The 26658-nt window shown below is 61.3% G+C and carries 25 protein-coding genes; 5 read left to right on the top strand and 20 right to left on the bottom strand.

The window, feature by feature from the left end; translation table 11 throughout:
- Positions 1 to 85: 85 nt before the first annotated feature.
- Positions 86 to 256: a hypothetical protein gene (locus tag ACSQ26_RS14190; protein WP_436009796.1), complete on the bottom strand. Its 171-nt coding sequence runs from the start codon at positions 254 to 256 to the stop codon at positions 86 to 88.
- Between the two features lie 201 nt (positions 257 to 457).
- On the opposite strand from ACSQ26_RS14190, the gene ACSQ26_RS14185 reads away from it, so the two are divergent.
- Entirely contained in the window at positions 458 to 934 is a 477-nt protein-coding gene (locus tag ACSQ26_RS14185; RefSeq protein WP_436009794.1) for a group III truncated hemoglobin, read from the top strand.
- Positions 935 to 1373: 439 nt separating this feature from the next.
- Positions 1374 to 1637 (top strand): sel1 repeat family protein, encoded by a 264-nt coding sequence (locus ACSQ26_RS14180; RefSeq protein ID WP_436009792.1) that lies wholly within the window; start codon positions 1374 to 1376, stop codon positions 1635 to 1637.
- A 98-nt stretch (positions 1638 to 1735) separates the two neighbouring features.
- On the opposite strand, the gene ACSQ26_RS14175 is transcribed toward ACSQ26_RS14180, so the two are convergent.
- From ACSQ26_RS14175 to ACSQ26_RS14160, 4 genes are all read right to left on the bottom strand, one after another.
- Positions 1736 to 2329 carry a YdeI/OmpD-associated family protein gene (locus ACSQ26_RS14175; RefSeq protein WP_436009790.1) on the bottom strand — a complete coding sequence of 198 codons (594 nt, stop codon included), beginning with the start codon at positions 2327 to 2329 and terminating at the stop codon, positions 1736 to 1738.
- A 25-nt stretch (positions 2330 to 2354) separates the two neighbouring features.
- Positions 2355 to 3473: a pyridoxal phosphate-dependent aminotransferase gene (locus ACSQ26_RS14170; protein ID WP_436009788.1), complete on the bottom strand. Its 1119-nt coding sequence runs from the start codon at positions 3471 to 3473 to the stop codon at positions 2355 to 2357.
- A 64-nt stretch (positions 3474 to 3537) separates the two neighbouring features.
- A complete protein-coding gene (locus tag ACSQ26_RS14165; protein WP_436009786.1) occupies positions 3538 to 3897 on the bottom strand; it encodes a PilZ domain-containing protein in 360 nt (119 codons plus the stop codon).
- A 169-nt stretch (positions 3898 to 4066) separates the two neighbouring features.
- Entirely contained in the window at positions 4067 to 4438 is a 372-nt protein-coding gene (locus ACSQ26_RS14160; protein WP_436009784.1) for a hypothetical protein, read from the bottom strand.
- 331 nt (positions 4439 to 4769) lie between these two features.
- Here ACSQ26_RS14160 and ACSQ26_RS14155 point away from each other — a divergent pair, with 331 nt between their 5' ends.
- A complete protein-coding gene (locus tag ACSQ26_RS14155; protein WP_436009782.1) occupies positions 4770 to 6140 on the top strand; it encodes an MATE family efflux transporter in 1371 nt (456 codons plus the stop codon).
- Positions 6141 to 6145: 5 nt separating this feature from the next.
- Here ACSQ26_RS14155 and ACSQ26_RS14150 read toward each other — a convergent pair whose 3' ends face one another.
- From ACSQ26_RS14150 to ACSQ26_RS14125, 6 genes are all read right to left on the bottom strand, one after another.
- Positions 6146 to 6319: a hypothetical protein gene (locus ACSQ26_RS14150; protein ID WP_436009780.1), complete on the bottom strand. Its 174-nt coding sequence runs from the start codon at positions 6317 to 6319 to the stop codon at positions 6146 to 6148.
- Between the two features lie 67 nt (positions 6320 to 6386).
- Entirely contained in the window at positions 6387 to 7184 is a 798-nt protein-coding gene (gene iolB / locus ACSQ26_RS14145; protein ID WP_436009778.1) for a 5-deoxy-glucuronate isomerase, read from the bottom strand.
- 249 nt (positions 7185 to 7433) lie between these two features.
- Positions 7434 to 8351, bottom strand: a complete 918-nt coding sequence (gene iolE / locus ACSQ26_RS14140) for a myo-inosose-2 dehydratase (protein WP_436009776.1) — start codon at positions 8349 to 8351, stop codon at positions 7434 to 7436.
- A 69-nt stretch (positions 8352 to 8420) separates the two neighbouring features.
- Positions 8421 to 10271, bottom strand: a complete 1851-nt coding sequence (gene iolD / locus ACSQ26_RS14135; protein ID WP_436009774.1) for a 3D-(3,5/4)-trihydroxycyclohexane-1,2-dione acylhydrolase (decyclizing) — start codon at positions 10269 to 10271, stop codon at positions 8421 to 8423.
- Between the two features lie 250 nt (positions 10272 to 10521).
- Positions 10522 to 12447, bottom strand: coding sequence for a bifunctional 5-dehydro-2-deoxygluconokinase/5-dehydro-2-deoxyphosphogluconate aldolase (locus ACSQ26_RS14130; protein ID WP_436009772.1), 1926 nt, complete (start codon positions 12445 to 12447; stop codon positions 10522 to 10524).
- Positions 12448 to 12536: 89 nt separating this feature from the next.
- The gene (locus ACSQ26_RS14125) at positions 12537 to 13403 is read right to left on the bottom strand and encodes a MurR/RpiR family transcriptional regulator (protein WP_436009770.1); all 867 of its coding nucleotides are present in this window, start codon (positions 13401 to 13403) and stop codon (positions 12537 to 12539) included.
- A gap of 157 nt (positions 13404 to 13560) precedes the next feature.
- Between ACSQ26_RS14125 and ACSQ26_RS14120 the strand changes: the two genes are divergently transcribed.
- A complete protein-coding gene (locus ACSQ26_RS14120) occupies positions 13561 to 14676 on the top strand; it encodes a Gfo/Idh/MocA family protein (protein ID WP_436009768.1) in 1116 nt (371 codons plus the stop codon).
- 98 nt (positions 14677 to 14774) lie between these two features.
- On the top strand, positions 14775 to 18671 hold the full coding sequence (locus tag ACSQ26_RS14115; RefSeq protein ID WP_436009766.1) for a caspase family protein: 3897 nt from the start codon (positions 14775 to 14777) through the stop codon (positions 18669 to 18671).
- A gap of 76 nt (positions 18672 to 18747) precedes the next feature.
- Here the strand turns inward: ACSQ26_RS14115 and ACSQ26_RS14110 are convergent, their stop codons facing one another.
- The 9 genes from ACSQ26_RS14110 to ACSQ26_RS14070 form a co-directional block, all read right to left on the bottom strand.
- Positions 18748 to 19737 (bottom strand): calcium-binding protein, encoded by a 990-nt coding sequence (locus ACSQ26_RS14110; protein ID WP_436009764.1) that lies wholly within the window; start codon positions 19735 to 19737, stop codon positions 18748 to 18750.
- Positions 19738 to 20014: 277 nt separating this feature from the next.
- On the bottom strand, positions 20015 to 21004 hold the full coding sequence (dhaK, locus tag ACSQ26_RS14105; RefSeq protein ID WP_436009762.1) for a dihydroxyacetone kinase subunit DhaK: 990 nt from the start codon (positions 21002 to 21004) through the stop codon (positions 20015 to 20017).
- A 178-nt stretch (positions 21005 to 21182) separates the two neighbouring features.
- A complete protein-coding gene (locus ACSQ26_RS14100) occupies positions 21183 to 21593 on the bottom strand; it encodes a hypothetical protein (protein WP_436009760.1) in 411 nt (136 codons plus the stop codon).
- Positions 21590 to 23200, bottom strand: coding sequence for a phosphoenolpyruvate--protein phosphotransferase (ptsP, locus tag ACSQ26_RS14095; RefSeq protein ID WP_436009758.1), 1611 nt, complete (start codon positions 23198 to 23200; stop codon positions 21590 to 21592). The genes ACSQ26_RS14100 and ptsP overlap by 4 nt, the downstream gene beginning before the upstream one ends.
- On the bottom strand, positions 23187 to 23489 hold the full coding sequence (locus tag ACSQ26_RS14090) for an HPr family phosphocarrier protein (protein WP_258161303.1): 303 nt from the start codon (positions 23487 to 23489) through the stop codon (positions 23187 to 23189). The genes ptsP and ACSQ26_RS14090 overlap by 14 nt, the downstream gene beginning before the upstream one ends.
- Positions 23490 to 23526: 37 nt before the next feature.
- Complete coding sequence (dhaM, locus tag ACSQ26_RS14085; protein WP_436009756.1) at positions 23527 to 23931, bottom strand: dihydroxyacetone kinase phosphoryl donor subunit DhaM; 405 nt, start codon at positions 23929 to 23931, stop codon at positions 23527 to 23529.
- The gene (dhaL, locus tag ACSQ26_RS14080; RefSeq protein ID WP_436009754.1) at positions 23928 to 24548 is read right to left on the bottom strand and encodes a dihydroxyacetone kinase subunit DhaL; all 621 of its coding nucleotides are present in this window, start codon (positions 24546 to 24548) and stop codon (positions 23928 to 23930) included. Before dhaL ends, dhaM begins: the two co-directional genes overlap by 4 nt.
- Before the next feature lie 5 nt (positions 24549 to 24553).
- The gene (locus ACSQ26_RS14075) at positions 24554 to 25567 is read right to left on the bottom strand and encodes an ABC transporter ATP-binding protein (RefSeq protein ID WP_436009752.1); all 1014 of its coding nucleotides are present in this window, start codon (positions 25565 to 25567) and stop codon (positions 24554 to 24556) included.
- Entirely contained in the window at positions 25560 to 26657 is a 1098-nt protein-coding gene (locus ACSQ26_RS14070) for an ABC transporter ATP-binding protein (protein WP_436009750.1), read from the bottom strand. Before ACSQ26_RS14070 ends, ACSQ26_RS14075 begins: the two co-directional genes overlap by 8 nt.
- Position 26658: the final 1 nt, after the last annotated feature.

Genomic DNA, 26658 nt, shown 5'->3' with positions numbered 1-26658 from the left:
CCATTATAATAGGCACTCGATGACAATCAATCGGGGCCGTCGGATTTCAAGCGGAATTTTGCTTGAAATCCGGCGACAGCATATTTCAAAGCGATGCCTTGCAATGGATGCCCGAAGGCTGCGGGCAGGGGGCGCTCAGTCCGATGAGACCGCCATGGTTGCGCTTGCCGCTGCTTTCCACAGCCGCGGTGAGGCCGACAGCGAAGAGCGACATGATGAGGCAGATGATGGTGAAGCGGCGTGCGAGAATGGTCATTTCCGTTCCGAAGTGTCCCAGTGTTGAAAGCCTTCTAAACCGCCGAGGCTGAACTCACGCTGATCTCGCCATTCATTCGGCATTCAGAATGGTTGCCGATCTACAAACGAAACACTACCTGACAGAGGGCGCGACGGAATGCGGCATCGGCGGGCGCGGCCTGTTGGTCTATATGTTGCGCCTCAAAGGAAATGGTCCCTCATGGAAGATGCCGCCGAACGCCGGGCGCGGATTGTCGAACAGAAGAAGCGCGAGACGGGCATCGATGAAGCGATGATCGACCGTCTGGTACGCGCATTCTATGGCAAGGTCCGGCTCGACGCGGCTCTCGGCCCGATCTTCAACGAACGCGTCGTGGATTGGGAACACCATTTCAAACAACTGGGCGCCTTCTGGTCCTCGGTGACATTAGGCAGCGGCGCCTATGCCGGCTCACCGATGCAGAAACATATCGGCCTTCCCGTCGATGGCAGGCATTTCGACCGGTGGCTCAGGCTGTTCGCCGAGACCGCGATGGAAACCTGCCCGCCCGCCGCGGCACGCCTCTTCCTCGAACGCGCGATCCGCATTGCGGAGAGTCTGGAACTCGCCATATCGGGCGATCTCGGCGTGATACTGGCCAAGGGCGAACGCCTGCACCGACCGGAGCTCGATGCCACGGCCTTGCCACAGGCCTGAAAGCGCTTCTCGCCCGGCTCTCAAATGCCCCCATTTCTTAATATCCGGCGGCGGTTTTCGTGTCTCCGCGCGGGCATCTTTTTACGACGCCCTGATTTCCAACCTTTTTCGTGGTGAACAAAGGGTTGAAACCACAAGCTGAAATTTCGGTAAAGTTTTTCGCGGAATCCGCCGGACTCAACAGGTCCGATGCTTAACAAAAACCCAAGTTTACCAAGCGTTTGTACTTTGTTTGTCTCAAATTAATCATGCATTTTAAGCGAGTATTGAAAGCCGTCCGGCATAGTGAAGCCATAAGACGAGCGGGGACGAAAACACCGCCAGACACCGGGGAAGACCGAGAAAAACCGCTGAAGCGGACCGGCCTTCTCCGGAGCCTTCCAAGGCAAAACAGAGAGAAAAAGAACAACGGTTACTGGCAAACAAAGGGACGACTGAAATGGCACGCTTTGACATGAACACGATGGAAGCTTCGATGGGCGGCGAGACCCGCGCTGATACTTTCTGCACCATGGGCCTGATGTATGCGACCGGCCGCGGTTGCGAAATCGACCTGGTCTCGGCGCACAAGTGGCTCAACATTGCCGCCATCAAGGGTTCCGAACGCGCCGCTCACCTCCGCGCCGAGCTTTCCCGCTCGATGAGCAAGAGCGAACTCGCCACGGCACTCCGCGCCGCTCGCGAATGGATGACAATGCATTGAGTGATCAGTTTTTGGCGAATGGCGAGTAGTTTTGGGCTTGTGACCTCCAGTCAGCCCGGCAAACTATTCGCTATTCGCTATTCGCTATTCGCTATTCGCTAATCGTCTAGACCTTTTCCATCGAGAATCCGCGGCATGCATTTCGCGATCCGAGCCTCGCGGGTCTTGGCTTGCTTGGCCGATGAAAAGTGAAGCAGATAGCCCCGCTGCCGGCCCGGTGTCAGCGCGTGGAAGGCGGTCTTCAGCTCGGGCATTGCGTCCAGCTTGGCCTGGAACTCCTCGGGCATTGCGAATTCCTTGGTGTCCTTGAAATCCACTTTCAGGCCGGCCTTTTCCACATCGATCGCCTGGTGGATATAGTCCTTCAGGATGTTGTCCATTCGCTTGATTTCGGCGAGTCCGCTAAACCGGATCTGCCGCGCCGCCTGCACATTCTCCGTCTGCTGGATCAGGATCTTTTCGGGATCCTTCATCAATGCGCCTTTGAAGAGCAGCAGCGCGCAATAGTCCTTGAAGCCATGAGTCAGCACCACGTTCTTCTTGTCGATGGAATAACAGGGCCAGCCCCATTTGAAATCCTCGGTCAGCTGACAGTCGAGAATGATCCTTCTCAGTGCCTCGATTTCCGCGTGCCATTCCGTGGTCCGTGCCAGGAATGCATCGACCTTGGGATTTGTCTCGCTTTTTGCCATTGTCTACCTCCCAGTTGGCAACGGTCTACTGGTTTCCCAACCGCTTCAAGACTTTCGGCAGTGCCGCCTCAAAGAGATCGAGATCCTTGTCCGGACCGACACTGACCCGGATGCAGCGGTTGAGAGGCGCGACACCGGGCATGCGGATGAACACGCCTTCCTCCATCAGGCCATCGACGATGGCGCGCGAATAGGCGCCGTCGCGGCCGCAATCCACCGCCACGAAATTCGTCGCCGAGGGCAGAGGGCTGAGCCCATTGGCGCGTGCGATGGTGGCGATGCGATCGCGCGCTGCGCTGATCTTGCCCAGAACCTCCTCAAGGTAGGTCTTGTCCTTGAGCGCCGCGATGGCTGCCGCCACACCGATCCGGTTCAGCCCGAAATGGTTGCGGATCTTGTCGAAGGCGGTGGCGGTATCCTCAGCCGAGATGACGTAGCCGATACGCGAGCCGGCCAGGCCATAGGCTTTCGAGAAGGTGCGGGTGCGGATCACGTTCGGCCGGTCGATCAGCGCCTCGGATGGCGGTATAGTGCCGGATGGTGCGGTCTCGCCATAGGCCTCGTCGAGGATCAGCATCGTGGTTTCCGGCACCGCGCGCGCGAATTCCAGCACGCGTTCGGCACTGTACCAGCTGCCCATCGGATTGTCCGGATTGGCGAAATAGGCGAGCGGCGCATCCTCGCGCTTGATCGCCGCGAGCAGGCCGTCGAGGTCTTCCTTGTCATCCCTGTAGGGAACCGTGACCAGCCGGCCGCCGAAACCCACGACGTGGTAATTGAACGTCGGATAGCCGCCGAGCGAGGTGACGACCGGCATGCCGGGCTCGATCACCAGCCGCACGATCTGGCCGAGAATGCCGTCTATGCCTTCGCCGATATTGATGAATTTGGGGTCGAGGCCTAGATGCGCGGCGATCGCGTGCCTGAGCTCGAAGCTCTCCGGATCGGTATATTTCCAGGTCTCGGTCGCGGCCTGCCGCATCGCCTCGATCACCGACGGCGCCGGTCCGAAGCCGCTCTCATTGGCGCCGATCCGCGCCTTGACCTCTAGATGGCGGTTGCGCTCGATGGCCTCCGGCCCGACGAACGGAACGGTGGCCGGCAGATCGCGGGCGATGCGCGTGAAGCGCGAGAAAGTCGACATGCTGGAAAACCCTGATTCACTCCGGAGGAGGACAATAAGGTTTTCGCTTGCGCCTGCAAGATGGTCATTTGGCTTCGGTGAAGAAGTCGCCGCGAACGATCACGTGCAGCAACTCGTCCTCGATCGGCTTGATGAATTTCACGCCGACGCGGCTGCCATTGCGATAGATCTCGGCGCAACCGATGCGGTTCGAGGTGCCGACGATGTTGAGGTAGTAGTGATCCGGCAGGCCGATCGTGGTCATCAGGTTGATGGTTGCGCCGATCTTTGAAATGTCCACGAGGTGACAGCTGCGGATCGACATGCCGGCGAGCGCGGGATTGACCGCCATCAACCGCGCAGCGCGGTTGAGGACAAATCGCTCGGCGCCGCGGCCGTGCTGAGAGGCGTCGCTATGAAGGCTGGCTAGTGCGTTCTCGGCCATGATGGCTCCCCAGGGGTTACCGGGACAACTTCGCACAGGAGTGTTTCACTCGCTTCAATCCGAAAGTTAGATTTTTATCTATTGCGAAATTTATTGAGGAAAACCAACGGTCAGTGTCCAGCTTTGAAACGCATCTCTGGATTGCGCGCCGAGCGTTCGTAGAGGTTGGTTAGGCGAGCGGCTCGATCTCGAGCGAAGCGGTGCCGACGATGCTCTGCAGGAAGCCGACATCGAGGAACATGTTGAACTTGACCAGCATGTGATCGCCTTCGCGGCTTGCTTCGGTCGCACCGATCTCCTCGCTCGAGCCGAGGATGACGAGGAAGAAATTCTTCGGCAGCTCGATGCGGGGATTGATGTTGATCAGCGCCGCAGCACAGGAAATGCGCTGGATGACGCAGTGATGCTGGGTGGAGATGGTAAGATGATGGCCAACCGGGATGATCAGCCCGGAACGATCGATACTGTGCAGGCGGAAGCTGCGCTTCGGATTCTGGAGTTGCAGCCGCTCGTGAAAGTCCTTGAAATGATGTAAGGACATGGCTCCCTCCAGAGTGTTGCGTCGGTGCAATCATATCATCCGATCGTTTAACAAATCTGAATCCGCTTTGGCGCCAACGCGTTACGCTTTATCGGCCTGGAGATGGGTGTCATAAGACAATGTCATGGATCGGCAGATTGACGCTTTTGCCGGCGTCCCGTATATCGATTGGCGGCCGAGGTGCCTGCCGCTCGCGAGCAAATGCTCATGGTGAATTCCTCTTCTGATCGAACCCTGTCACATCGCTTGAGCGAACTGACGGCAATGCGAGCTCCCGACATAGTGCGTTCTGAAGCGTGCTGGTTTCGCGAACTGGATTGACGAGGTTTCGATGAATTCCACTGATGCGAACAATATGTTCCTGCATGGCAGCCTGCCTGCGCTTTTTGCCAGGACCGCGGCGCCGATCATCCTGATCATGACCATCAACGGCCTCTATGTCGTGGCCGACGCCTATTTCATCGGCCTTTATGCCGGAGCCGATGCGCTCTCCGCCGTGTCCCTCATCTTTCCCATGGCGATGATGATGGTCGCGCTGCAGACGCTTGTGTCGAATGGCATGTCGAGCATTCTGGCGCGCCATCTCGGCGCCGGACGCCGCGATCAGGCGCGCCAGACCTTCACCGGCGCGCATCTGCTGGTTCTCGCCGTGATCGCTTTCGTCTATCTGCTGTTCTTCACGCTCGGCCGCATGGCGATCGCCGAGGGCGCTGCGGGTGCGCCCGCCGTGGCTGCCAATGCCGAACTCTTCATGACGATCATGGTCGCCTTCGCGCCCGTCACCTTCTTCCTGTCGCTCAATATCGACGGGCTGCGCTGCGAGGGGCGCCTCGGCTTCATGACGCTGGTGACGATCTCGGCGACGCTGATGAATATCGCCTTCAACTGGCTGTTCATGGGCGTCTTTGGCTGGGGCGTCGCGGGCTCGGCCTTCGGCTCGGTGCTGGCCCAGGCGATCTGCCTGTCGATCGTGCTGGCCTTCCGTTTCCGGACCCCCGGCGTGCTGAAGCTCGCACGTCCCGGCCCGGTGACCGAATGGAAACAGATGCTGGCACTCGGCGCCCCGTCGAGCCTCGGCTTCCTCGGCACCTCGCTGATTTCGGCGGCAATGATCACAAATATCCGCCTTTGGGAGATGGAGCACTATGTGGCGACGATCGCCGCCTATGGCATCGTCACGCGTCTGCTGACGGTCGCCTATCTGCCGATGCTGGGCATCTCGATCGCCTTCCAGACGATCGCGGGCAACAATTACGGCGCACGATTGATGGACCGCACCAATGCCAGCCTCAAGATCGCGCTCCTAGTCGTCACGCTGCATTGCGGGGCCGTACAGCTTGTCGCCTGGCTCATGGCGCCACAGATCGGCGCGATGTTCTCAAGCGACCCGCTGATCATTAGCGAGACCGCGCGAATCCTGCCCTGGATTGCCGCTGTCTACGTGCTCTGCGGCCTGCCGATCATCCTGTCCGGCTATTTCCAGTCGATCGGCGATGCCGCCAATGCCGGTATCCTGGGCCTGTCACGGAACTATCTGTTCACGATGCCACTGCTCCTGATCCTGCCGCATCTGTTCGGCGAGACGGGCATATGGATGGCAGGTCCCGCCTCCGACATCGCCATGGTCGGCCTGATCGCGGTGGTGCTGGGGGTGAACGCCATGCGGCGGGGTTGGCGGTTTGGGGTGTTGCAGCCGGTGTGAAGTGATTATGAATCCGAATGGGCGGGGATTTCTCCGCCCGTTTGGTCCGGTTGCTTGACAATCGGCTCCATCCGGACAGTCCTACCAGGCCCTTCAGAAATAAGAATTTCTTCTCCAGAGCGAGCGCGCTCCATCAACTCTTCAAAGCGTTCCACAGCCTCTTCCACATTGAAAAGCATCGCGACCTCCAGTTTGACTCGAGAGTCTCAAACTGGAGGCAAAAGTCAAGCTGTGGGCCGTTGTCGCTCACGCCTTCAGCAGCCACTCGTGCTCGGGCGCATTATGAAACTTCCACACCCGCTTCGGCCCGGCCATGACGTTGAGATAATAGAGGTCATAGCCGTGGATCGTCGCGCAGGGATGATAGCCCTTCGGCACCAGCGTCACATCGCCGTCCTCCACCGCCATCGCCTCGTCGAGCGAGCGGTCGTCGGTGTAGACGCGCTGGAAGGCGAAGCCTTGCGGCGGGTTCAGGCGGTGGTAGTAGGTCTCTTCAAGCAGGCTCTCGTTCGGCAGGTCGTCCTGGTCGTGCTTGTGCGAGGGATAGGACGAGGTGTTCCCGGATGGCGTGATCACTTCCACCACCAGCAGCGAATGGGCGGAATTATCGTCTTCCGGCATGATGTTGGTGACATGCCTGACATTGGCGCCCTTGCCGCGGATGAATTGCGGATGCGTGCCGGGCGGAATGAGCTTGGTTTTGTGGTCGCCGCCGCTGGGTGCCGAGCAGACGGCGAGTTCGAGATCGGTCAGCGCCTTGACCTGCCATTCCGAACCAGCCGGGACATAGAGCGCATGCGGTGCGCCTTCGAACGGGCTCATCCGCTCGCCGAGCACGCCCATCGGTTTCTCTTCGACAACAGTCTCGCTCTTGCCGCTGATCCAGACGAGGCAGACTTCGCGGTCGCCGGTCAGGGCGCTGATCCGGTCGCCGGATTTCACCCGGTGCATGTCGAAGCCGACATAGGTCCAGCCCGCGCTTTCCGGCGTCACATGTGTGACGCGGCCTTGGGTGCCGTTTGGTTTTACGAGTAGGTTTGGCATGGCTGTGTTCTCCATTGATTTTGAGGAGAATTTACCCCTCACCAACTTCGGCCAAGGGTTCGCTTCGCTCACCCGGCCTTCGTATCCTCTCCCACAAGGGGAGAGGTAAGGTGCCTCACGCTCGGCCTCCCTTGTGGCAAGGCTGTGCCGCGAGTTTACCTCTCCCCCTGTGGGAGAGGATAGTAAGCCCGCGTGAGACGAAGTCGAACGCTTGGGCGCACTAGGTGAGGGGTGAAACGACGTACGCCGCTAACCCTTCGGAAACCCTTCCGTCTCCACCGTATAGCCCGCCGCCGTCATCACCCGCATCAGCTCCTTATACCCGATCTCGGCCATCCTAGCGGGCGGCGCTTTCCTCGGGTCCTGCTCGGCCTCGACGACGAACCAGCCTTCGTAGCCGTGATCGGCCAGCCGCTGGACGATCGCGCCGAAATCCAGCGAGCCGTCGCCCGGCACGGTGAAGGCGCCGAGCGCCACGGCATCGAGGAACGATTGCCGGCTGCGGTCGAGACCATCCACCACGGATTTGCGGATATCCTTGACGTGGACATGATTGATACGGGCATGGTGGTTGTCGATGGCGCGCAACACGTCGCCGCCGGCAAAGGCCAGGTGCCCGGCATCGAGCAGCAGCGGAATACCTTCGCCCGAATTCTTCATGAAAGCATCGAGTTCAGGTTCAGTCTCGACCACGGCGGCCATATGGTGGTGGTAGGACAGCGGCATACCCTGCTCGGCGCACCATTCGCCGAACTGGGTGACCTTGCGGCCATAGGCCTTCATCTCGTCGTCATCGAGGCGCGGCTTTGTGGCGAGCGGCTTCGAACGGTCGCCCTGGATCGAGCGGCCCACTTCGCCATAGACGATGCAGGGCGCTTCTACCGCCTTGAACAGTTCGATCATCGGGAGGATGCGATCCTTGTTGGGGCCAAGTTCCTCGTCGACCAGCGTGCCGGAGAACCAGCCGCCGCACAGCGTCACGTCGGCGGCGCGCAGGATCGGCAGCATCTCCGAGGGATTGTTGGGGAAGCGGCGGCCCTGTTCCATGCCGGTGAAGCCGGCGCTGCGCGACTGGCGGAGGCATTCCTCGAGCGACACATCGTCGCTGAGTTCCGGAAGGTCGTCGTTCCACCAGGCGATGGGCGACATGCCGAGTTTGGCTTTCATACTATTCTCCTTCATGCATCGCCAGGCGATCGAGACCCGATCTTTCGGCGACGGTCATTCCTGTTGGCCTTAGTTGATACGCTGGGCGGAGAGGGCCTTCACATACTCCGCGCGCGCCTTGTTGACCTGTTCGCGGGTGCTGACTTCAGGCACCGCGACATCCCACCAATGGCCGCCCTCATCCGTGGTGATCAGCGGATCGGTATCGATGACGATCACGGTGGTCCTGCCGTTGTCCCTGGTGTCCTTCAGCGCCTGTTCCAGCTCGGCGATCGAGGCAACCTTTATTGCCACGGCGCCCATGCTCTCCGCATGCTTGCGGAAATCGATGTCGGGCATCACCTCGTGATAGGCGTCCTTCAACAGGTTGTTGAAGTTCGCGCCGCCGGTCGCCATCTGCAGCCGGTTGATGCAGCCAAAGCCCCGGTTGTCGAGCAACACGACCGTAATCTTCTGGCCGATCATGACGGAGGTCGAGAGCTCCGAATTCATCATCATGTAGGAGCCGTCGCCGAGCATCACGACGACATCGGCATCGGGGCGCGCCATCTTGACGCCCAGCCCGCCGGCGATCTCGTAGCCCATGCAGGAAAAGCCGTATTCCATATGGTAGCTGCCCGGCGAGGTGGCCGGCCAGAGCTTGTGGAGTTCGCCCGGCAGGCCGCCCGAGGCGCAGACCAGCACGGTGTTCTCGCCGGAATGATTGCGAGCGGTGCCGCCGATGACATGGGCGTCGGAGGGGAGCGCCACATTGGTCGCGGCCATTGCCTTGTCGGCCGCCGTCATCCATTCGGCCTTCACCCTGGCTGCCTTGTCCTTGAGAGCGGCAGGTGCTGCCCAGCCGCCGAGCGCCTTCGACATCGCATCGAGCGTCACCTTGGCATCGCCGACAACGGGCAGCGCATCATGCTTGGCGGCGTCGAAGCCCGCGGTGTTGATACCGACGAACTTGACGTGATCGCCCTTGAAGATCGCCCAGGAGCCGGTCGTAAAATCCTGCAGGCGGCTGCCGACGGCGAGGATCAGATCGGCCTCTTCGGTCAGTGCATTGGCGGCCGAAGTGCCGGTCACGCCGACCGAACCCATGGCGAGCGGATGGCGCTCGTCGATCGAGGACTTTCCCGCCTGTGTGACGACGACGGGGATGCCGTGCTTTTCAGCGAAGGCGGTGAGTTCCCCGGTTGCCAGCGAATAGAGCACGCCACCGCCGGCGATGATGACCGGCTTGGTCGAGGCCTTGAGCGCCGCGACGGCTGCCGCAAGCTCGTTCTCGTCGGGTAGCGGGCGGCGGAAGGACCAGATTTTTTCCTCGAAGAAGCTTTCCGGATAGTCGAAAGCCTCGGCCTGTACGTCCTGGCAGAGCGACAGGCAGACCGGGCCGCAATCGACGGGATCGGTCATCACCTGCATGGCGCGGCGAAGTGCCGAGATGATTTGTTCCGGCCGCGTGATGCGGTCGAAATAGCGGACCACCGGGCGGAAGGCATCATTCGCCGAGAGGGTGCCGTCCTGAAAACTCTCGATCTGCTGCAGCACTGGGTCCGGCGCGCGGTTGGCGAAGACGTCGCCAGGCAGGAACAGCACGGGGAGGCGGTTTACATGGGCGACACCGGCGGCGGTCACCATGTTGAGCGCGCCCGGTCCGATCGAGGTCGTCACCGCCATGAAGCGCTGGCGGAAGCTGGCCTTGGCATAGGCGACGGCGGCATTTGCCATGCCCTGTTCGTTATGCGCGCGGTAGGTCTTCAGTTCGTCGCGCACCTGGTAAAGCGCTTCGCCCATGCCGGCGACATTGCCATGCCCGAAGATCGCCCAGACGCCGCCGAAGATGGACACTTTTTTGCCGTCGACCACGGTCATCTGCTTCTTGAGGTAATGCGCGACAGCCTGTGCCATCGTCAGCCGGATCGTCTTGGTCATCGTGTTCCTCCCGCCATTCAATTCGGTCGCGGTTTAATTCGTTCTCGTTTGATTTGGAGAGGATTCACCCCTCACCAACTTCGGCCAAGGGTTCACTATCGTTCACCCGGCCTTCGTATCCTCTCCCGCAAGGGGAGAGGTAAACTCGGCGCCTACCTCTCCCCCTGCGGGAGAGGATAGCAAGCCCGTGTGAGCCGAAGGCGAAGACTTGGGCGCGCTTGGTGAGGGGTTTTATCCCAACCAAGCAACATCACCGCCCCCGCGTCCTCAACCACGCCTTCGTCAATTCCTCAAACCGCCCCGCCATGTCTGATATGGCAGCCTCATCACTCATCTGCCCCGACAGCCATTGCTGGGCGGCATGCGCGAAGATCGTGCGGCCGACGGCAAAACCTTTCACAGACGAGGCAACAGCGGTGGCCGCAAAAGCCTTCTCCAGTTCCGCAGCCGGAGCTTCCAAGCCCAGCAACACGATGCCACGGCAATATTCGTCGTTCTCGGCGATCACGGCTTCGATGTTCTTCCACGCCTGGGCCGAATGCTGGGGTTCAAGCTTCCACCAGTCGGGCTTGATGCCGAGATCATAGAGTTCCTGCACGGCGCGGGCGATCGTGTCGTCATCGAGCTTGCCATGCTTGCCAGCGATGATCTCGACCAGCAGTTCGCGGCCCACCTTGCGGGCGGCTTCGAACAGCGTGCGCAATTTCTGCTGTTGCTCTTTCTTGAGGTGCTCCGGATCGTCGGGGTGGTAGAAGCACAGGCACTTGATGCAATGGTCGACAGGCCATTCGACGAGTTGCGAGCCGATGTCCTGGCTGAACTCGAAGCGCAGCGGACGCGAGCCGGGCAGTTCCACCGGCCGGCCGATCCAGGTGAGGTTCTTCTTGGCCGCATCGAAAAAGGCTTCGCGGCCGAAACGCTCGTCGATCAGCATGCCATAGCCCTCGCGACCTTGGCTGACGCGGGCGCAAGCGGCGACGGCGAGCCGCTTGAAGGCATTGATCTTGCTATGAGAAACCTTCAACTCGTCGGCGATGTCGGTCAGCTGCGAGCGATGGTCGATGGCGAGCGCCATCAAGAGCGGGATTTCCTTGCGGCGGTTGGTGGCCCAATGGATATGGTTGATCGCCTCGTCTTTGCGCAGCGCCTTGAACTTCGAACCGTTGCGGAGGAAGAACTGCAATTCATCCCAGGTCGGATATTCCGGCGCGCAGAGCAGCCGGGAGACGGCGAAAGCACCACAGGCATTGGCCCAGGTGGCCGATGTCGCGTGCGGCTCGTCCTTCAGCCAGCCGCGCAGGAAGCCGGACATGAAGGCATCGCCGGCGCCTAGCACATTATAGACCTCGATCGGAAAGCCCTGGCCGATGATGCCGTCTTCGAGATCATCGCTGATCGGACCGTCATAGACGATGCAGCCCATGGCGCCGCGCTTGAGCACGATGGTCGCAGGCGTCACAGCGCGGATCGCCTTCAGCGACGCCAGCACATTATCCGCACCCGAGGCGATCATGATCTCCTCCTCGGTGCCGACGATCAAATCGCAATCCGGCAGTACCGACTTCATCAGCGCCGAGACGCGGTCGGATTTCACATAGCGCTCAAAGCCCTCGGCATGGCCTGCGAGGCCCCACAAATTGGGGCGATAGTCGATATCGAAGATCACCTTGCCGCCGCTTTCCCTGGCGAGGCGGATCGCCTTGCGCTGTGCGGCTTCGGTGTTCGGCTTGGAGAAATGCGTGCCGGAAACCAGCACGGCGGCTGAGGATTTCACGAAATCCTCGTCGATATCGTCCTCGTCGAGCGCCATGTCGGCGCAGTCCGTGCGCACGAAGATCATCGGCGAGACGCCTTCGGATTCGACCGACAGCAGCACCAGCGCGGTCAGCCGTTCCTTGTCGGTGACGATGCCTGATGTGTTCACACCCTCACGGTCGAGCTGTTCGCGGATGAAGCGGCCCATCTGCTCGTCGCCGACCCGGGTGACCAGCGCGGAACGCAGGCCCAGCCGCGCCGTGCCGACGGAAATGTTGGTCGGGCAGCCGCCGACGGATTTGGCGAAGGAGGCGATGTCCTCGAGCCGCGAGCCGCTCTGCTGGCCATAGAGATCCACGGAGGACCGGCCGATGGCGATCACATCGAGACGTCTTTCAAGACCGCTACCGGACTGGGCCATGTTTTCCTCCGCGCAAGGCGTCTTCTGCATTATCGATTTATTTGTTTTGAAACATTAGTTCCATTATAAAGTCAAATGGAATTTTCATTTCATCTCTCGTTCTGCAACTTTTCACGCCCGCTCTGCCGTCGCTTCTCGGCGATCGCTACCGGCAGGGCCATGGCAAGCGCCATGGAGGCCGAGAGTGAGCGGAAGCCCGAGAAATCCGATTCCGCAACCTCGAACCATGTGGTCGAAAAACCGGTCAGCGGAGAGAAGACTGAGTCGGTGATCGACACCAGTGGCACGCCGCGCTTCGCAAAAGCCTGGGCATAGGCGATGCTGTCGGCGGCGTAGGGCGAGAAGGAGACTGCAAAGGCGGCGTCACGCGTGGTGGCGAACTGCGCCATCTCCGGCTCCACCCCATTGGGCGAGGAGACCATGATATAGCGGATACCGAGCTTGCCGCAGGCGTAGGCCATGTGGGCGGTGAGCGGATAGGAGCGGCGTTTGGCGATCAGGTAGATCGTCTCGGCTTGCGCCATTATATCGACCGCTTTGGCAAAATGCGCCGGATCGATTGCCGAGGCGAGGCGAGCGATGGATTGTGAAGCCGCGTTGAGGAAGCCGCTCAAAAGCTCGGCTTCCTCGACATGCTTCCTGTCTTTTTCGAGGATGTTGAGGCGTTCCTCGTAGGAGAGGTTCTTCTCCTTGAGTCGATCGCGGAAAATGCTCTGGAGATCGGAGAAACCTTCATAGCCGAGGTGCCTCGCCAGACGCACCAGCGTCGATGGCTGCACCTCGGCGGCTGAGGCAATGCTGGCGGCCGTGCCGAAGGCGATTTCATCGGGATTGGCGAGCGAATAGGCTGCAACCTGCGCTAGCCGTTTGGGCATGTCGGACTTGCGCTCGACCATGAACGCACGCAAACTGTCGAAATCGCGGGGCACCGCTCCGGTCTTCGCCTGATCGTCCATCCATTCCTCCACATTTGAGAGGATTGCATACCAAGACCGGAACGTTTATTCCACAAGAAAGCGAAACCACTGTCACAATCCCCATAATGGCGAAATTTATATTCCCAAATTACTAGCGATAGCGTATCCGTTCCGGCAATCGGATGTGGAGGTCATCGTGGCGGGATTGGGAATCGGGCTTATCGGCACGGGTTACATGGGCAAGTGCCATGCGCTGGCGTGGAACGCGGTGGCGTCCGTATTCGGCGATGTCGAGCGGCCGCGCCTGGTCAGTCTCGGCGAGGTCAATGCCGAGCTCGCCCGCAAGAAAGCCGACGAATTCGGCTTTGCCCAATCCACGGCTGACTGGCGCGAGGTCGTCGCCAACCCGGATGTCGATGTCGTCTCGGTCACCACGCCTAACCAGTTCCACGCCGAAATGGCGATCGCCGCGCTCGAAGCCGGCAAGCATGTCTGGTGCGAAAAGCCGATGGCAACCTCGTTTGCCGATGCCGAGCGCATGCTGGCCGCCGCCCGCGCATCGGGCAAGGTCACTGTGATGGGCTACAACTACATCCAGAATCCGCTGATCCGCCACATTGCCGCGCTCATCCGTTCGGGTGCCATCGGCAATGTGACCCACGTCCGCGTCGAGATGGACGAGGATTACATGGCCGATCCCGCCGAGGCCTTCTATTGGAAGAGCGAGGCGCGATCCGGCTATGGCGCGCTCGACGATTTTGCGGTCCATCCTCTGTCGCTGCTCTCGGTCCTTGTCGGCCTGCCCACCGAAGTGATGACCGACATGGCCAAGCCCTATGCCGACCGGCCGGCGCGGGAAGGGGGCAGGCGGGCGGTCGAGAACCACGACATCGCCAATGTGCTGATGCACATGGAGGGCGGCGTGTCGGGCGTGCTGCTCGCCAACCGTTCGGCCTGGGGCCGCAAGGGTCGAATCATGGTGCAGGTCTATGGCTCCGAGGGCTCCATCCTTTACGACCAGGAGCGGATGAACGAATTCCAGCTCTACGACCGCAAGGGCGAGCCGGCAAATCACGGCTTCCGCACGGTCATGACATCGGGCAATCACCCGATCTATGGCAAGTTCATCCCGGCGCCCGGCCATGGCCTGGGTTTCAACGATCTGAAGATCATCGAGTGCCGGGAAATGCTGTCGGCAATATCCGGGCAACCGGCCCACGTGATCGATTTCGAACGCGGTCTGGAAATAGAACGGGCCGTTCACGCGATGGCCAGATCGCATTTCGAGCGCCGCTGGATGACCGTTGCGTGAGCCCCGGGTTTATCAATTATTAAATTTTCTCCATGCGCGACATTGAATCTCATGGGGCCATCCGTAATACTCCCGATAGACTTTCTGGAGGTACGGGCATGTCCATGCGGCTAACACCACGCCGTCTCCCTTTGTTGTTTGTATTCGCGGCGGTTTTCGCATTCTCCAGTGGTGCCGCGGAAGCGGGCAAGAGAGTTGCGCTGCTGATCGGCAATCAGCAATACCTCGCGACGGCGCCGCTCAAGAATCCCAGCAATGACGTCCAGCTGATGCGCACCACGCTGCTCGCTGCAGGCTTCGACGAAGTCGATGTCGCGATCGATGTCGATCTTGTGGGCATGAAGAAGGCGCTGCGTTCCTTCGAGGACAAGGTCTACGGCTCCGAGGTCGCGGTGCTCTATTACTCGGGCCACGGCCTGGAAATGAAGGGCACCAACTACCTCATCCCGACCGATGCCCTGCTGAAATCCGACCGCGACGTTGAAGACGAAGCGCTGCCGCTGGAGCGCGCCGAACGTTCGCTCAATGGCGCCTCGCGCCTCAAGCTAATCATCCTGGATGCCTGCCGCAACAATCCATTCATCGAGGCGATGGCAGCATCGTCCGGCACGCGCGCCGTGCAGAAGGGCCTTGCCAAGGTCGAGCCCGAAGGCGCCGACACGCTGGTCGCCTACGCCTCGCGCGCCGGCACCGTCGCGCTCGACGGCTCGGGCGAGAACTCCCCCTTCGCCGAGGCGCTGTCGAAATATATCGCCCAGCCCGGCGTCGATATCCGCATCGCACTCGGCCAGGTCCGCGACGAGGTGGTCAAGGTCACGCAGCGCAAGCAGGAACCGTTCGTCTATGGCTCGCTCGGCGGTGCGCAGATCTACCTTTCGATCAAGGAACTGAACGTCACCGTCAACAACAATGCCGATGCCAAGCCCGAGGAAAAGAAGGAAGAGGTCGCCCCGAACGGTATCTCATCTGCTGCCGCCGATTGGCAGAACATCAAGGACCTCGCCGACAAGGAACTGCTCGAAGCCTTCATCGCCAAGCACGGCTCGGACGCCGTCTACAAGATGCTGGCCGAGAAGAAGCTCAAGCTTCTCGCCGCAGCCGAAGCCGACCCTGACATAAGCGCAGACCAGATCGCCTGGGAGGCACTGAAAGGGTCGACCGATACGTCGGCCCTGAAACGGTTCCTCGAGCGCTACCCGGACAGCAAGTACAAGGGCGAGGCCGAGCAGGCGATCGCCTCGCTCGCGCCGGCGCAGAATCAGAACATCGCCTCCTTCACCCTCAAGGACACGCCCGCCGCGCGCGACTGCTACCTGCTGGCGGCAGAACCACAGTCGCTCAGCGGCTTTCCCGGCGTCTACCTGACCAAGATCGACGCCAAGCGTGCGCTCACGGCCTGCGCCCAGGCCGTCAACGAAAATCCGCAGGACGGCATGTTGGCCGACCTTCTCGGCCGCGCCCATGAGGCCGACCGGAACTATGCCGAAGCACGCCGCAACTACAAGAAGGCGGCAGATCTCGGCAACCTCTTCGCGCTGACCAATCTCGGCTGGTTCTCGGTCTATGGCCTTGATGGCCCGGTCAATGTCGGGGAAGGTCGCAAGGCATTCGAAAAGGGTGCGATCTCGGGCAACCATGCGGCCCAGGCTTCGCTCGCTTTCCTCTATCGCGATGGCTATGGCGGCACCGAGCAGAACAATGCCGAGGCGATCCGCTGGTACGAGAAATCGGCCGAGCAGGGCAATGCCACCGCACTCGGCAATCTCGGCTGGTTCTATCGCGAAGGCGTAGGCGTCGAGAAGGATTTCGAGAAGTCACTCGCCTATTATCGTCGCGGCGCCGATGCCGGCGACATGAGTTCGATCACGGCCATGGGCTATGCCGCCCAGAATGGCCTCGGCATGCCGCAGAGCTACGAAGAGGCGCGCAATTGGTACGAGAAGGGCGCCAATGCCGGCGATTCCTATTCCATGGCCTCGCTCGGCTTCCTCTATGATGCCGGTGCCGGCGTGAAGCAGGACTATGTCGAAGCCCGCTACTGGTATGAGAAGGCCGCCGATGCAGGCAGCGCCTATGCTATGGGCAATCTCTCACGCCTCTACGACCAGGGCCTCGGCACATCGGTCGATGCCAAGGAAGCCGTGCGCTGGGCAGTGGCTGCCGTGGAACGCGGCGATACCGGCAAGCTCGACGAGTTGAAGAAGTCGCCGACCAATTTCTCGGCCAATTTCCGGGTCGAATTCCAGCGCGTGCTCAAGGAGCGCGGCTATTTCCGTGGCGTCGTCAACGGCGATTTCGGTGCCGACACCATGACCGCCATCGACAGCCTGGCGGCAGGCAAGGATCTCAATCCCGAGACCGCCAACAATAACACCAACACAAACAACAATGTCGGCATCTCCTCGAGCGGCAAGGTCGAGAACGGCGCCGACGTCAATAGCGCCAATTCGGTCTCGACCACGATTGCCGATGCCATCACCTTCCGTCCGAATGTGAAGAGCCTGACCAGCACCGCGCGCGAATGCTATGCGCTGGCGGGCGAACCCGGTTCGGAGCCGAACTTCCCGGGCGTCGTCTTCGCCGATATCCAGATCCGCAAGGCAATCGATGTCTGCACGAGGGCATCAGAGGAAGACCCGCGCGACTCCATGCTCTATGACATGATCGGCCGCGCCAACGACATGGACCGCAATTACGAGCAGGCGCGCCGCTGGTACCAGAAGGCCGTCGATCTCGGCAATTCGCACGCCTATACCAACATGTCGTGGCTGGCGATCTACGGCAACGGCGAGCCGCAGGACATGCAGAAGGGCATGCGGATGATGGAGCGGGCGGCAAATGCCGGCAACTCCTATGCCCAGGCCTCGCTCGGCTGGATCTACCGTGAAGGCTATGGCGGCATTTCGCAGAACTACAAGGTTGCCTTCGACTGGTACCTGAAGGCGGCGATGCAGGATTATGCGAATGCACAGGCCTCCGTGGGCTGGCTCTATCGCGAAGGTCTCGGCGTCGAGCGCGATTATGCGAAGTCGCTCGATTTCTACCGCAAGGCGGCGCTCCAGGGTGATATCAATGCCATGGGTTCTGTCGGCTATGCGCTGCAGAACGGCTTCGGCACCGACGTCAATTTCGACGAGGCGCGCTACTGGTACGAGAAGGGCGTCGACAAGAACGATGCCTATGCGCTCTCGGCGCTCGCCTGGCTCTATCGCGAGGGCAAGGGCGTCGACCAGAATTATGGCCGCGCGCTCGATCTCTATCGTCGTGCCGCCGAAAAGAACGATGTCACGGGCATGTCGTCGCTCGGCTACATGGCGCAATATGGTCTCGGCATGCCGGTCAACTATCCCGAGGCGCTGCGCTGGTACGAGATGGCGGCGGCACAGAACGATGCTTATTCCTTCTCCTCGCTCGGGTGGATGTATCGCGAGGGCGTGGGCGTGACGCGCGACTACGTGAAGTCGCTGGATTACTATCGCCGCGGCGCCGAGCTCGGCGACCTCAACTCGATGGGTTCCGTCGGCTACGCATTGCAGAACGGCCTCGGTGCGCCGATCAATTTCGAAGAAGCGCGCCAATGGTACGAGAAGGCCGCCGAGCGGGAGGATCCCTATTCGATGGCGTCACTCGCCTGGCTCTACGAGAACGGCAAGGGCGTCCCCCAGGACTATAACCAGGCCAAGATCTGGTATGAGAAGGCGGCCGGCAGCGGCAATACCTACGCGATGGGCAACCTCGCCTATCTCCTGGATCGCGGCATGGGCACCAGCCCCGACCCGCGCGAGGCCGCACGGTTGGCGATCTCGGCGCTGGAAGGCGGCGAGGCACCCTTCATCAACGACATGAAGAAGGGCGCGGCGAACTACAGCCAGGAATTCCGCCGTGAAATTCAGCGCGTGCTGCAGCAGCGCGGCTATTACAAAGGCCCGCTCGATGGCGTCTTCGGTGTCACGACCTCGACAGCCATCGACAAGCTGACGGGTTCGCGCACCTGAGATCCGCGACAGCCTAAACGGAAGAACGCCCGGTGATGAGCCGGGCGTTCTGCATTTCAGAAAGATGTTATCCCCGTCAGAGGATGAAATCGCTGTTCTGCAGGCTGTTGACGCCCTTGACCTCGATCTGGAAGTCGGCGGTGCCGTCGCCATCCACGTCACCGGAAACAACGCCGTTATCGAAGCGAAGCTCGCCGGCTGTGTTGCTGAAATTCGCCGAGCCGATGAAGGTGAAACTGCCTGCGGCGCTCAGGTCGATCTTGTCGCCGTTCTCGAAATCCTCGATGATATCGCGATTGCCGCTGCCGACGCCCGTGTCGGTAACGTCGGTGAAGATGAAGTGATCGTTGCCCGCATCGCCCCACATCTTGTCGACGCCCTTGCCGCCGGTGAGATCGTCCGCGCCATTGCCGCCATAAATGAAGTCTGCACCATTGCCGCCGAACAGATTGTCATTGCCTTTGAAGCCGTTGACATCGTCGCTGCCATTCATGCCCCAGAGCTTGTTGTCGCCCTTGGAGCCAAGGATGCCGTCGCCGTAGGATGTGCCTTCGGCATTTTCAAAATCGAAGATCTTTTCCTTGCGGCCCTGGCCGGTGCGGGCGAATTCCCGGCCGAGGTCGAGATCGACGCCCCAGCCTTTCAGGAAGTCGTCGTCCTGGGCCATGTAGCTGACGGTGTCGTTGCCATTGCCGCCGACAAGGAGATTCCAGTAACCGGCAGAGGAGATGAAATCATTGCCGCCGTCGCCGAAATAGTCGCTCTGGCGGGTATGGATCGTCATCGTGTCGTTGCCGCCGGCGCCATAGATCTCGTCATGACGTCCACTCTTGGCGAAGCCGTCACCGGTATAGATGTCCGCGCCATTACCCAGGTTAAACCTGTTGGCGCCTTCGACATCGCTGGTCACCACGTCGGCACCATCGCCGGCGTTGACCCAGGTGTTGGTCAGTATCACGTTGATCTGGTCAGCGCCGCCCTTGGTGATGATGTTGTAATAGGCGTGATTGCCATTGTTCTGGTTGACAATATCGACCCCGTTGGTGCCTGTGTAAGTCTTGGCCATGGATTTTTCCTCGATGTTCCTTGTGCCCGCTGTTCTCTGGCCGCTCGTGTCCCAAATAAATGGTCAAATCGCGGCGAAGGGAAGTGGCATTGTGGGCGCTCTACCGGATACCTTCTGAATCCAGCCTGAAACGTCCGTTAATCCCACGTTCAGGAATCTTTCTGGCGATTCCCGAAATGGCTCAGCGGCTCGAACGCCGGACACGGAAAGTGGTTCCGCGCGGTCGGAGAGCGCCTTACGCAGAGTCAATGAATGAACCGAGAGTCACCCTTGGAGATTACATACCCCAGCGCAGGCCTGCCGTATGCACCGGCCGGTCCCAGAGATCGAGCATTTCACCGTCCATCATGACAACGGTGATCGAGCAACCCGCCATGTCGAGCGAGGTGACATAGGAGCCGACGAGCGAGCGGACGATCGTCACGCCCTTCTTCTCAAGGATCGCCCGGGCGGAATTGTACATCAGGTAGAGTTCCATAACAGGCGTGCCGCCGAAGCCGTTGACGAAGAGCAGGGCATTGCCCTTCGCCCTGTCGCCAAGGTCGTTGACGATGGATGTGCAGATTTCCTCGGCGATCGCATCGGCGCTCTTCAGCGTATCGCGGCGGCGGCCCGGCTCGCCATGGATGCCGACACCGAATTCCATTTCGCCGTCGCCGATGTCGAAGGTCGGCTTGCCGGCGGCCGGCACGGTGCAACTGGTCAGCGCCACGCCCATCGAGCGGGCATTGGCATTGACGCGCTTGGCAAGCTCGGCGAGGGGGGCGAGCGCCATGCCGCTTTCGGCGGCCGCACCGGCGATCTTCTCGACCACCATTGTGCCCGCGACGCCGCGCCGGCCGGTCGTCCAGGTGGAATCCTCGACGGCGACGTCGTCATTGGTGATGACGCTCATCACCTGGCCGCCGGCCATTTCGGCGCCCATCTCGAAATTCATCACATCGCCCTCATAGTTCTTGACGATGAACAGGCAGCCCGCGCCGGTATCGACGGCGGCGGCCGCTTCCACCATCTGGTCGGGTGTCGGCGAGGTGAAGACCTGGCCTGGGCAGGCGGCATCCAGCATGCCGTGGCCGACGAAGCCGCCATGCAGCGGCTCATGGCCCGAACCACCGCCCGAGATCAGCGCCACCTTGCCCGCCTTGAGCGCCTTGCGCTGGATGAATTTGCCGGATGGGTCGAGCGTCAGGATATCGGCGTGTGCCGCGGCAAAGCCATGCAGGCTCTCGGTCAGGATCGTGTCCACCGAATTCATGAATTTTTTCATTGTGTTCCTCCTAAATTGCATTTCACGTCTGCCCCTCATCCGGCTGCCGGCACCTTCTCCCCGTGAAAAACGGGGAGAAGGGAGATGGGGGCGCTGTCCGTGCCACAAGCCCCTTCTCCCCGCATGCGGGGAGAAGATGCCGGCAGGCAGATGAGGGGCAGCCCCAACCGCCCAAATTCTACTCACTCTTCCCCATGATCGCCGCCATGCGATGGGCGAATTCCGCGATTGCCTCGTCGAACCGCCGGTTCCGCTCCTCGTCCTTGAAGTCGAGCACCATCAGCGACATGTGCCGAAGCACGGTGCCGCCTTCCAGTTCCTCGCGTTTCTCGGGATGAGCGGCGTGATAGTCTTCGAGGAATTGCCGTTTTTCCTCGCCGTTGAAATGGCAGACCGAAAAGATCACCGGCACATGCTTGGCCGGCAGCGGCGTCGCGTAAGCCGTCGACAGGATCTGCGTCACGAAGCTGCGGTGCTTGCCGAGCGCATCGGCGATGCGCTGGCGCGTGCCGGATGGGCGCTTGTCGATGAGCGCCGAGAGCCGGGCCTTGTAGAGCTTGACGGGATCTTCGGCCGAAATGTCTGTCACGCGGTTCTTTCCATGGCCTGCAGATCGATCTCCGCGATTGCCGCCTTGACCATGCCGATCCTCGACGCGGCGACGGAGACGGAGCGTAATCCCGCCTTTAACAGGAGCGGGATAAGTTCGGGATCGCTGCCTGCATCTCCGCAAAGACTGATGGGAATGTTGTTCTTCAGTCCATATCGCGCGACATTGCCGATCAACGACAGCACGGCCGGATTGCTCGCCTCGGCGATCTTTGCCAGCGCGCCGCTGTCGCGCGACGCCGCCATCACATATTGCGTCAGGTCGTTCGAGCCGATCGAGAAGAAGGCGGCCTTGCTGAAGCGCTCAGGCGTGATCGCGACCGAGGGGACCTCGACCATGATGCCGAGCTCGGGCGGTGCGAAGGCCACGCCCGAGGCCTCAAGCTTGCGCATCTCCTCGTCGAACAGCGCGCGCGCCTGTTCGATTTCATCGGGCACCGAGACCATCGGCAGCATGATCTTGAGATTGCCGTGCACACCGGCACGCAGCAGCGCCCGTATCTGCACCTGGAAGACATGCGGCTTGGCGAGGCAAAGGCGGATGCCACGCACGCCGAGAAATGGATTGCTCTCGGCTTCCGTGAAGCCGGGCACCGGCTTGTCACCGCCGGCATCGGCCGTGCGGATCGTCACCGGCTTGCCGCCGGCCCATAGCAGGACTTTTCGATAAGCGGCGTACTGCGTCTCCTCGTCGGGGAGCCTGCTATTGTAGAGGAATTCGGTCCGCATCAGCCCGACGCCGTCGACATGGCCGATGTCGATGGCTTCCGTCTCGTGCGGGTCCGCGATGTTGACATGGACCGCGATCGACACGCCATCAGCGGTCCTGCCGGGCTTGGGCGCGAACCGCGCGGCGACCGTTGCCTTGCGTTCGAAGGCACCCCAGTCGTCCTTCCACGTCCTAAGCGATGCGTCGTCCGGCTGGACGATGAAGCGGCCCGCCTGCGCATCGAGGATCGAGGGCAGGCCGGAATCCACATGACCGCCACCGATGCCGACGACCATCGGCACGCCGCGCTGGCGGGCCAGCATGGCGACATGGCTGGTGGGGCTGCCTTGCCGCAATACGATGCCACCGTCCGTCCAATTGTGGAAGAGGAAGGTGGTCGGCGCGATATCGTCCGCAAGATAGATAACATTTTCAGGAATGGCCGCCTCCAACTCGTCGCGCAATTCCCGCAGCACGCGGTCCTTGATGTCGATCAGATCGGCCGTGCGGGCGCGAAAATACTCCTCCTCGGATTGGGCATAGTTCTCGATCTCGGCGTCGAGCACTTGGCTCCAGGCGAGATCGGCGGCCATGCCGTTGTCGATCAATTCTTTCGCCGCGTCTCGGAATGTGTCGTCTCCAAGCATGGCGGCCTGGAACTCGAGAATGTCGGCGGCATCACCACGCGCCTTTGACATCATGTCGATGGTAATTCCCATCGTCAGTTCGACTGTATGGACCAGATGTGCATATTCCGCGTCGGTCGATTTGTGGCGCTGGTAATGACCGTGCGCGGCAAGCGCGGCACAAAAGACCGGCCCGATGGCAAAACCTGCACTGGCCGGCGTTCCTGTGAAAACCTGTTCATCCCTGCTCATGGACTCCGCCCTCGTCGAAATCGCGCTCCACCAGCGCGCGGAGCGTCTCCACTGCCTGATCGGCATCCCGGCCCGTGGCACGGATATGCAGCACCGTGCCCTCGGGCGCCTTCATCGCCATGACCTTGACGATGCTCTTGGCATCGATCCAAGGCCCACCATCCCTGGCCGCGATCTCTGTCCTGGCCTGGAATGTCTTGGCGAGCTTGGTGAACTTCACCGACGGACGGGCATGCAGGCCCACCGCATGGGTGATCGTCACCTGGGTCGCTGCTGTTGCCGTATCCATCTCAGCATTCTCCATAATACCGCTCCTGGCCCGCTTATCAAAGCGGGGAAAGTTCTTCCGCCGTTGCCACCACCGCGCCGAGCGCAGCACCCCCCGAAGCCTCGGTCGCGGCCATCACCGCGCCCTCGACGATGGGCGCGTTGCAGATGCGGAGCTTCTCCGAACGCGGCTCGCCGATGATCTCGATCGCCATTTCCGAATTGGTTTCCGCCCCGCCGAGATCGACGAGGATGGCGACACCCTTTTCGGTCCAGGCATTCTCGATCGCAGCAATAATGGATTCGACCGATGTACCAAGCCCGCCCGAGGGATCGCCGCCGCACCATGCGAGTTTCACCTCGTCGCCGACCATTTGCCGCACCATGTCGGCCGTGCCTTCGGCAACCTTCGGCGAGTGGGAAACGATGACGATCCCGACATTGTCTTCCGGTGAGCCATTCATCGGCGCGTCTCCATGAAATCCGCAATCGTCCTTGCCATCAGCGCCACCGAACGCGAACCGGGGTCCATATGGCCCACCGAGCGCTCACCGAGGAAGGAGGCACGGCCCCGGGAGGCGATGACGGGAATGGTGGCCTCCGCTGCTTTGTCCGCCTCGACACTGATCCCCAGCGGATCGCCCCCGCCATCAAGCGCATCGGCGATAGGGTAGAGCACATCGAGCATGGTCTTCTGGCCCTTTTCGGATTTGCCCCGCGCGGCGACGCTATCCACCGCCTTGCGGAAGGCGGCATTGAAGGCCGCGCGATCCGGTGCCTCGCCGATTTCCTTGCCGAGCGTCATCAGCAAGGTGCCGAACAGCGGGCCGGACGCGCCGCCCACTGTCATGACGAGCTTCATGCCGGCGGCCTTCAACGCTTCACCGATGGGCTTAGTGGACAGTGCGTCGGCTTCAGCAGCCAGCGCCTCGAAGCCACGCTTCATGTTGTAGCCGTGGTCGCCATCGCCGATCGCCGAATCGAGCGCCGTCAGTTCGTCGGCGTGATCGGTGATATCCTTGGCGAGCGCCCCGATCAGGGCCTTGATGTCGTCAGGTTTGAGCATCGTTACCGTGTCCATTTCCATCATCCGATCCGCCTGCCATCCGCGCCGAAAAAGAGTGGGTTGGTCAGCGAAAGCGCTACCCTGTCGCCCGCCTTAAGTGGCGAAGCGGGGTCGGCGAGGCTGACCAGTTTCTTTGGTCCGCATTTCAGGTGCAAGTGCTTCTGGTCGCCGAGATGTTCGATCCAGTCGATTTCGGCATTGGCCGACCCGTTGGCGGAGGCCAAGATTTCGAGATGCTCTGTCCGGACACCGATCGTCCGCACGCCATCCGGCATGCTGACCGCCGGGATCAGGCCAGGCTCGACAAAGTTGATCGCCGGCTGGCCGAGACGCGCTGCGACGTGCAGGTTGGCGGGCCGCTCGTAGATGTCGCGCGGCGTGCCGGTCTGGATCAACTCGCCCTCATGCAGGATGCCGATCCGGTCGGCCATGGTCATCGCCTCGATCTGGTCGTGGGTGACATAGAGCATGGTGGCGCCGAGATCGCTCTGGATGCGCTTGAGCTCCAGCCTGAGATCAGCGCGCAGCTTGGCGTCAAGCGAGGAGAGGGGCTCGTCCATCAGGAACACACTCGGCTCGCGCACCAGCGCCCGGCCGATCGCGACACGCTGCATCTCGCCGCCCGAAAGCCGGGTCGCCTTGTTCTCCAGCTTGTGCCCGATGCGGACCATCGCCGCGACCTCACGCACGCGCCGGTCGATCGCTGCCTTGTCCATCTTCCGCGCCGGCGACTTCAGGGGGAAGGCGAGGTTCTCGTAGACAGTCAGATGCGGATAGAGCGAATATTGCTGGAACACGAAGGCCGTGTCGCGCGCCGATGGCGGCAGGTCATTGACCCTCTCGCCTGATATCATGATGTTGCCGCTGTCGGCCTTCTCAAGCCCGGCGATCAGCCGCAGCGTCGTGGTCTTGCCCGCACCCGTCGGGCCGAGCAGCACGACGAATTCGCCGTCGTGGATCTCGAGCGACACGCCCCTGACCGCCTGGTTGTCGCCGAAGGCCTTGCTGACCTGGTTGAGGACGATATCAGCCATTGAGCCCTCCATCGTAAAGCACCGAGCGGACCGCCCGGCCGGAGGCTTCCTCGAACAGCGACAGTTTCGGCCCGTCGAAATTCAGCCCGACATTGTCGCCCGATGAAAGCTGGCGCGCCGAGGAGGTGCGCGCCTTGATCATCGTGCCGCCGATATCGATGGCGACGATCTGCGACGTACCGAGATAGGCGGTCTCGAACACCTGGCCCCGCAGGCCCGAGCGGTCATCGAAGCGGATATGTTCCGGCCGCACGCCGAGCACAAGCCTGGTGGGTGCGATATCCTCGCGGACCTCGGGCACGAAGACCGGCTGGCCGTCGATCGCAATGCTGGTATCGCCTTTCTTGAGCCCGCCTTCGAAGCGGATGAAATTCATCGGCGGCGAGCCGACGAAATCGGCGACGAACATGGTCGCCGGGCGGTTATAGACCTCCTCCGGCGTGCCATATTGCTCGATCACGCCATTGCTCATGATGGCGATCTTGTCGGCCATCGACATGGCTTCGAGCTGGTCGTGGGTGACATAAACCGTCGTGGCGCCGATCCGGTTATGGAGTTCGCGGAGTTCCCGCACCATCAGGTCGCGGAACTCGGTGTCGAGCGTGCCGAGCGGCTCGTCCATCAGGAAGCATTTCGGGCGCCGTACGATCGCGCGGCCGAGCGCCACGCGCTGGCGGTCACCGCCTGCAAGACCGGACACGGAGCGGTCGAGCAGATGGGTAATCTGCAGCAGCTTCGCCGTTTCCTCGACTCGTGTCGTGATCTCGCCGCGCGGCATGCCCTGGTTGACCAGCGGATAGGCCATGTTCTTACGCACATTCATATGCGGATAGAGCGCGAAGAGCTGGAAGACGAAGGCGATGTCGCGGTCGCGCGCCCGGCGCATCGTCACGTCATTGCCATCGAGCAGGATCTGGCCCGAGGTCGGCAGTTCGAGGCCGGCAATCATCCTGAGCGTCGTCGTCTTGCCGCAGCCGGATGGTCCCAGCAGCGCCAGGAACTCGCCATCCTCGACCACGAAATTCGAGTTCTGCACGGCATTGAAGCTGCCGAATGATTTTTGCAGATTTTCCACGCGTATTTCGGACATC

Origin of the sequence: Rhizobium sp. LjRoot254 (assembly GCF_964254105.1) — a bacterium.
GTDB lineage: Bacteria > Pseudomonadota > Alphaproteobacteria > Rhizobiales > Rhizobiaceae > Rhizobium_E.
The sequence above is the reverse complement of the archived record's forward strand: the minus strand, read 5'-3'. Positions and strand labels throughout refer to the sequence as shown.

Excerpts from the sequence above, each read along its gene's own strand:
- ACSQ26_RS14190 (WP_436009796.1), bottom strand. The coding sequence starts at position 256 with ATGACCATTCTCGCACGCCGCTTCACCATCATCTGCCTCATCATGTCG.
- ACSQ26_RS14185 (WP_436009794.1), top strand. The coding sequence starts at position 458 with ATGGAAGATGCCGCCGAACGCCGGGCGCGGATTGTCGAACAGAAGAAG.
- ACSQ26_RS14180 (WP_436009792.1), top strand. The coding sequence starts at position 1,374 with ATGGCACGCTTTGACATGAACACGATGGAAGCTTCGATGGGCGGCGAG.
- ACSQ26_RS14175 (WP_436009790.1), bottom strand. The coding sequence starts at position 2,329 with ATGGCAAAAAGCGAGACAAATCCCAAGGTCGATGCATTCCTGGCACGG.
- ACSQ26_RS14170 (WP_436009788.1), bottom strand. The coding sequence starts at position 3,473 with ATGTCGACTTTCTCGCGCTTCACGCGCATCGCCCGCGATCTGCCGGCC.
- ACSQ26_RS14165 (WP_436009786.1), bottom strand. The coding sequence starts at position 3,897 with ATGGCCGAGAACGCACTAGCCAGCCTTCATAGCGACGCCTCTCAGCAC.
- ACSQ26_RS14160 (WP_436009784.1), bottom strand. The coding sequence starts at position 4,438 with ATGTCCTTACATCATTTCAAGGACTTTCACGAGCGGCTGCAACTCCAG.
- ACSQ26_RS14155 (WP_436009782.1), top strand. The coding sequence starts at position 4,770 with ATGAATTCCACTGATGCGAACAATATGTTCCTGCATGGCAGCCTGCCT.
- ACSQ26_RS14150 (WP_436009780.1), bottom strand. The coding sequence starts at position 6,319 with ATGCTTTTCAATGTGGAAGAGGCTGTGGAACGCTTTGAAGAGTTGATG.
- iolB (WP_436009778.1), bottom strand. The coding sequence starts at position 7,184 with ATGCCAAACCTACTCGTAAAACCAAACGGCACCCAAGGCCGCGTCACA.
- iolE (WP_436009776.1), bottom strand. The coding sequence starts at position 8,351 with ATGAAAGCCAAACTCGGCATGTCGCCCATCGCCTGGTGGAACGACGAC.
- iolD (WP_436009774.1), bottom strand. The coding sequence starts at position 10,271 with ATGACCAAGACGATCCGGCTGACGATGGCACAGGCTGTCGCGCATTAC.
- ACSQ26_RS14130 (WP_436009772.1), bottom strand. The coding sequence starts at position 12,447 with ATGGCCCAGTCCGGTAGCGGTCTTGAAAGACGTCTCGATGTGATCGCC.
- ACSQ26_RS14125 (WP_436009770.1), bottom strand. The coding sequence starts at position 13,403 with ATGGACGATCAGGCGAAGACCGGAGCGGTGCCCCGCGATTTCGACAGT.
- ACSQ26_RS14115 (WP_436009766.1), top strand. The coding sequence starts at position 14,775 with ATGTCCATGCGGCTAACACCACGCCGTCTCCCTTTGTTGTTTGTATTC.
- ACSQ26_RS14110 (WP_436009764.1), bottom strand. The coding sequence starts at position 19,737 with ATGGCCAAGACTTACACAGGCACCAACGGGGTCGATATTGTCAACCAG.
- dhaK (WP_436009762.1), bottom strand. The coding sequence starts at position 21,004 with ATGAAAAAATTCATGAATTCGGTGGACACGATCCTGACCGAGAGCCTG.
- ptsP (WP_436009758.1), bottom strand. The coding sequence starts at position 23,200 with ATGAGCAGGGATGAACAGGTTTTCACAGGAACGCCGGCCAGTGCAGGT.
- ACSQ26_RS14090 (WP_258161303.1), bottom strand. The coding sequence starts at position 23,489 with ATGGATACGGCAACAGCAGCGACCCAGGTGACGATCACCCATGCGGTG.
- dhaM (WP_436009756.1), bottom strand. The coding sequence starts at position 23,931 with ATGAATGGCTCACCGGAAGACAATGTCGGGATCGTCATCGTTTCCCAC.
- dhaL (WP_436009754.1), bottom strand. The coding sequence starts at position 24,548 with ATGGACACGGTAACGATGCTCAAACCTGACGACATCAAGGCCCTGATC.
- ACSQ26_RS14075 (WP_436009752.1), bottom strand. The coding sequence starts at position 25,567 with ATGGCTGATATCGTCCTCAACCAGGTCAGCAAGGCCTTCGGCGACAAC.
- ACSQ26_RS14070 (WP_436009750.1), bottom strand. The coding sequence starts at position 26,657 with ATGTCCGAAATACGCGTGGAAAATCTGCAAAAATCATTCGGCAGCTTC.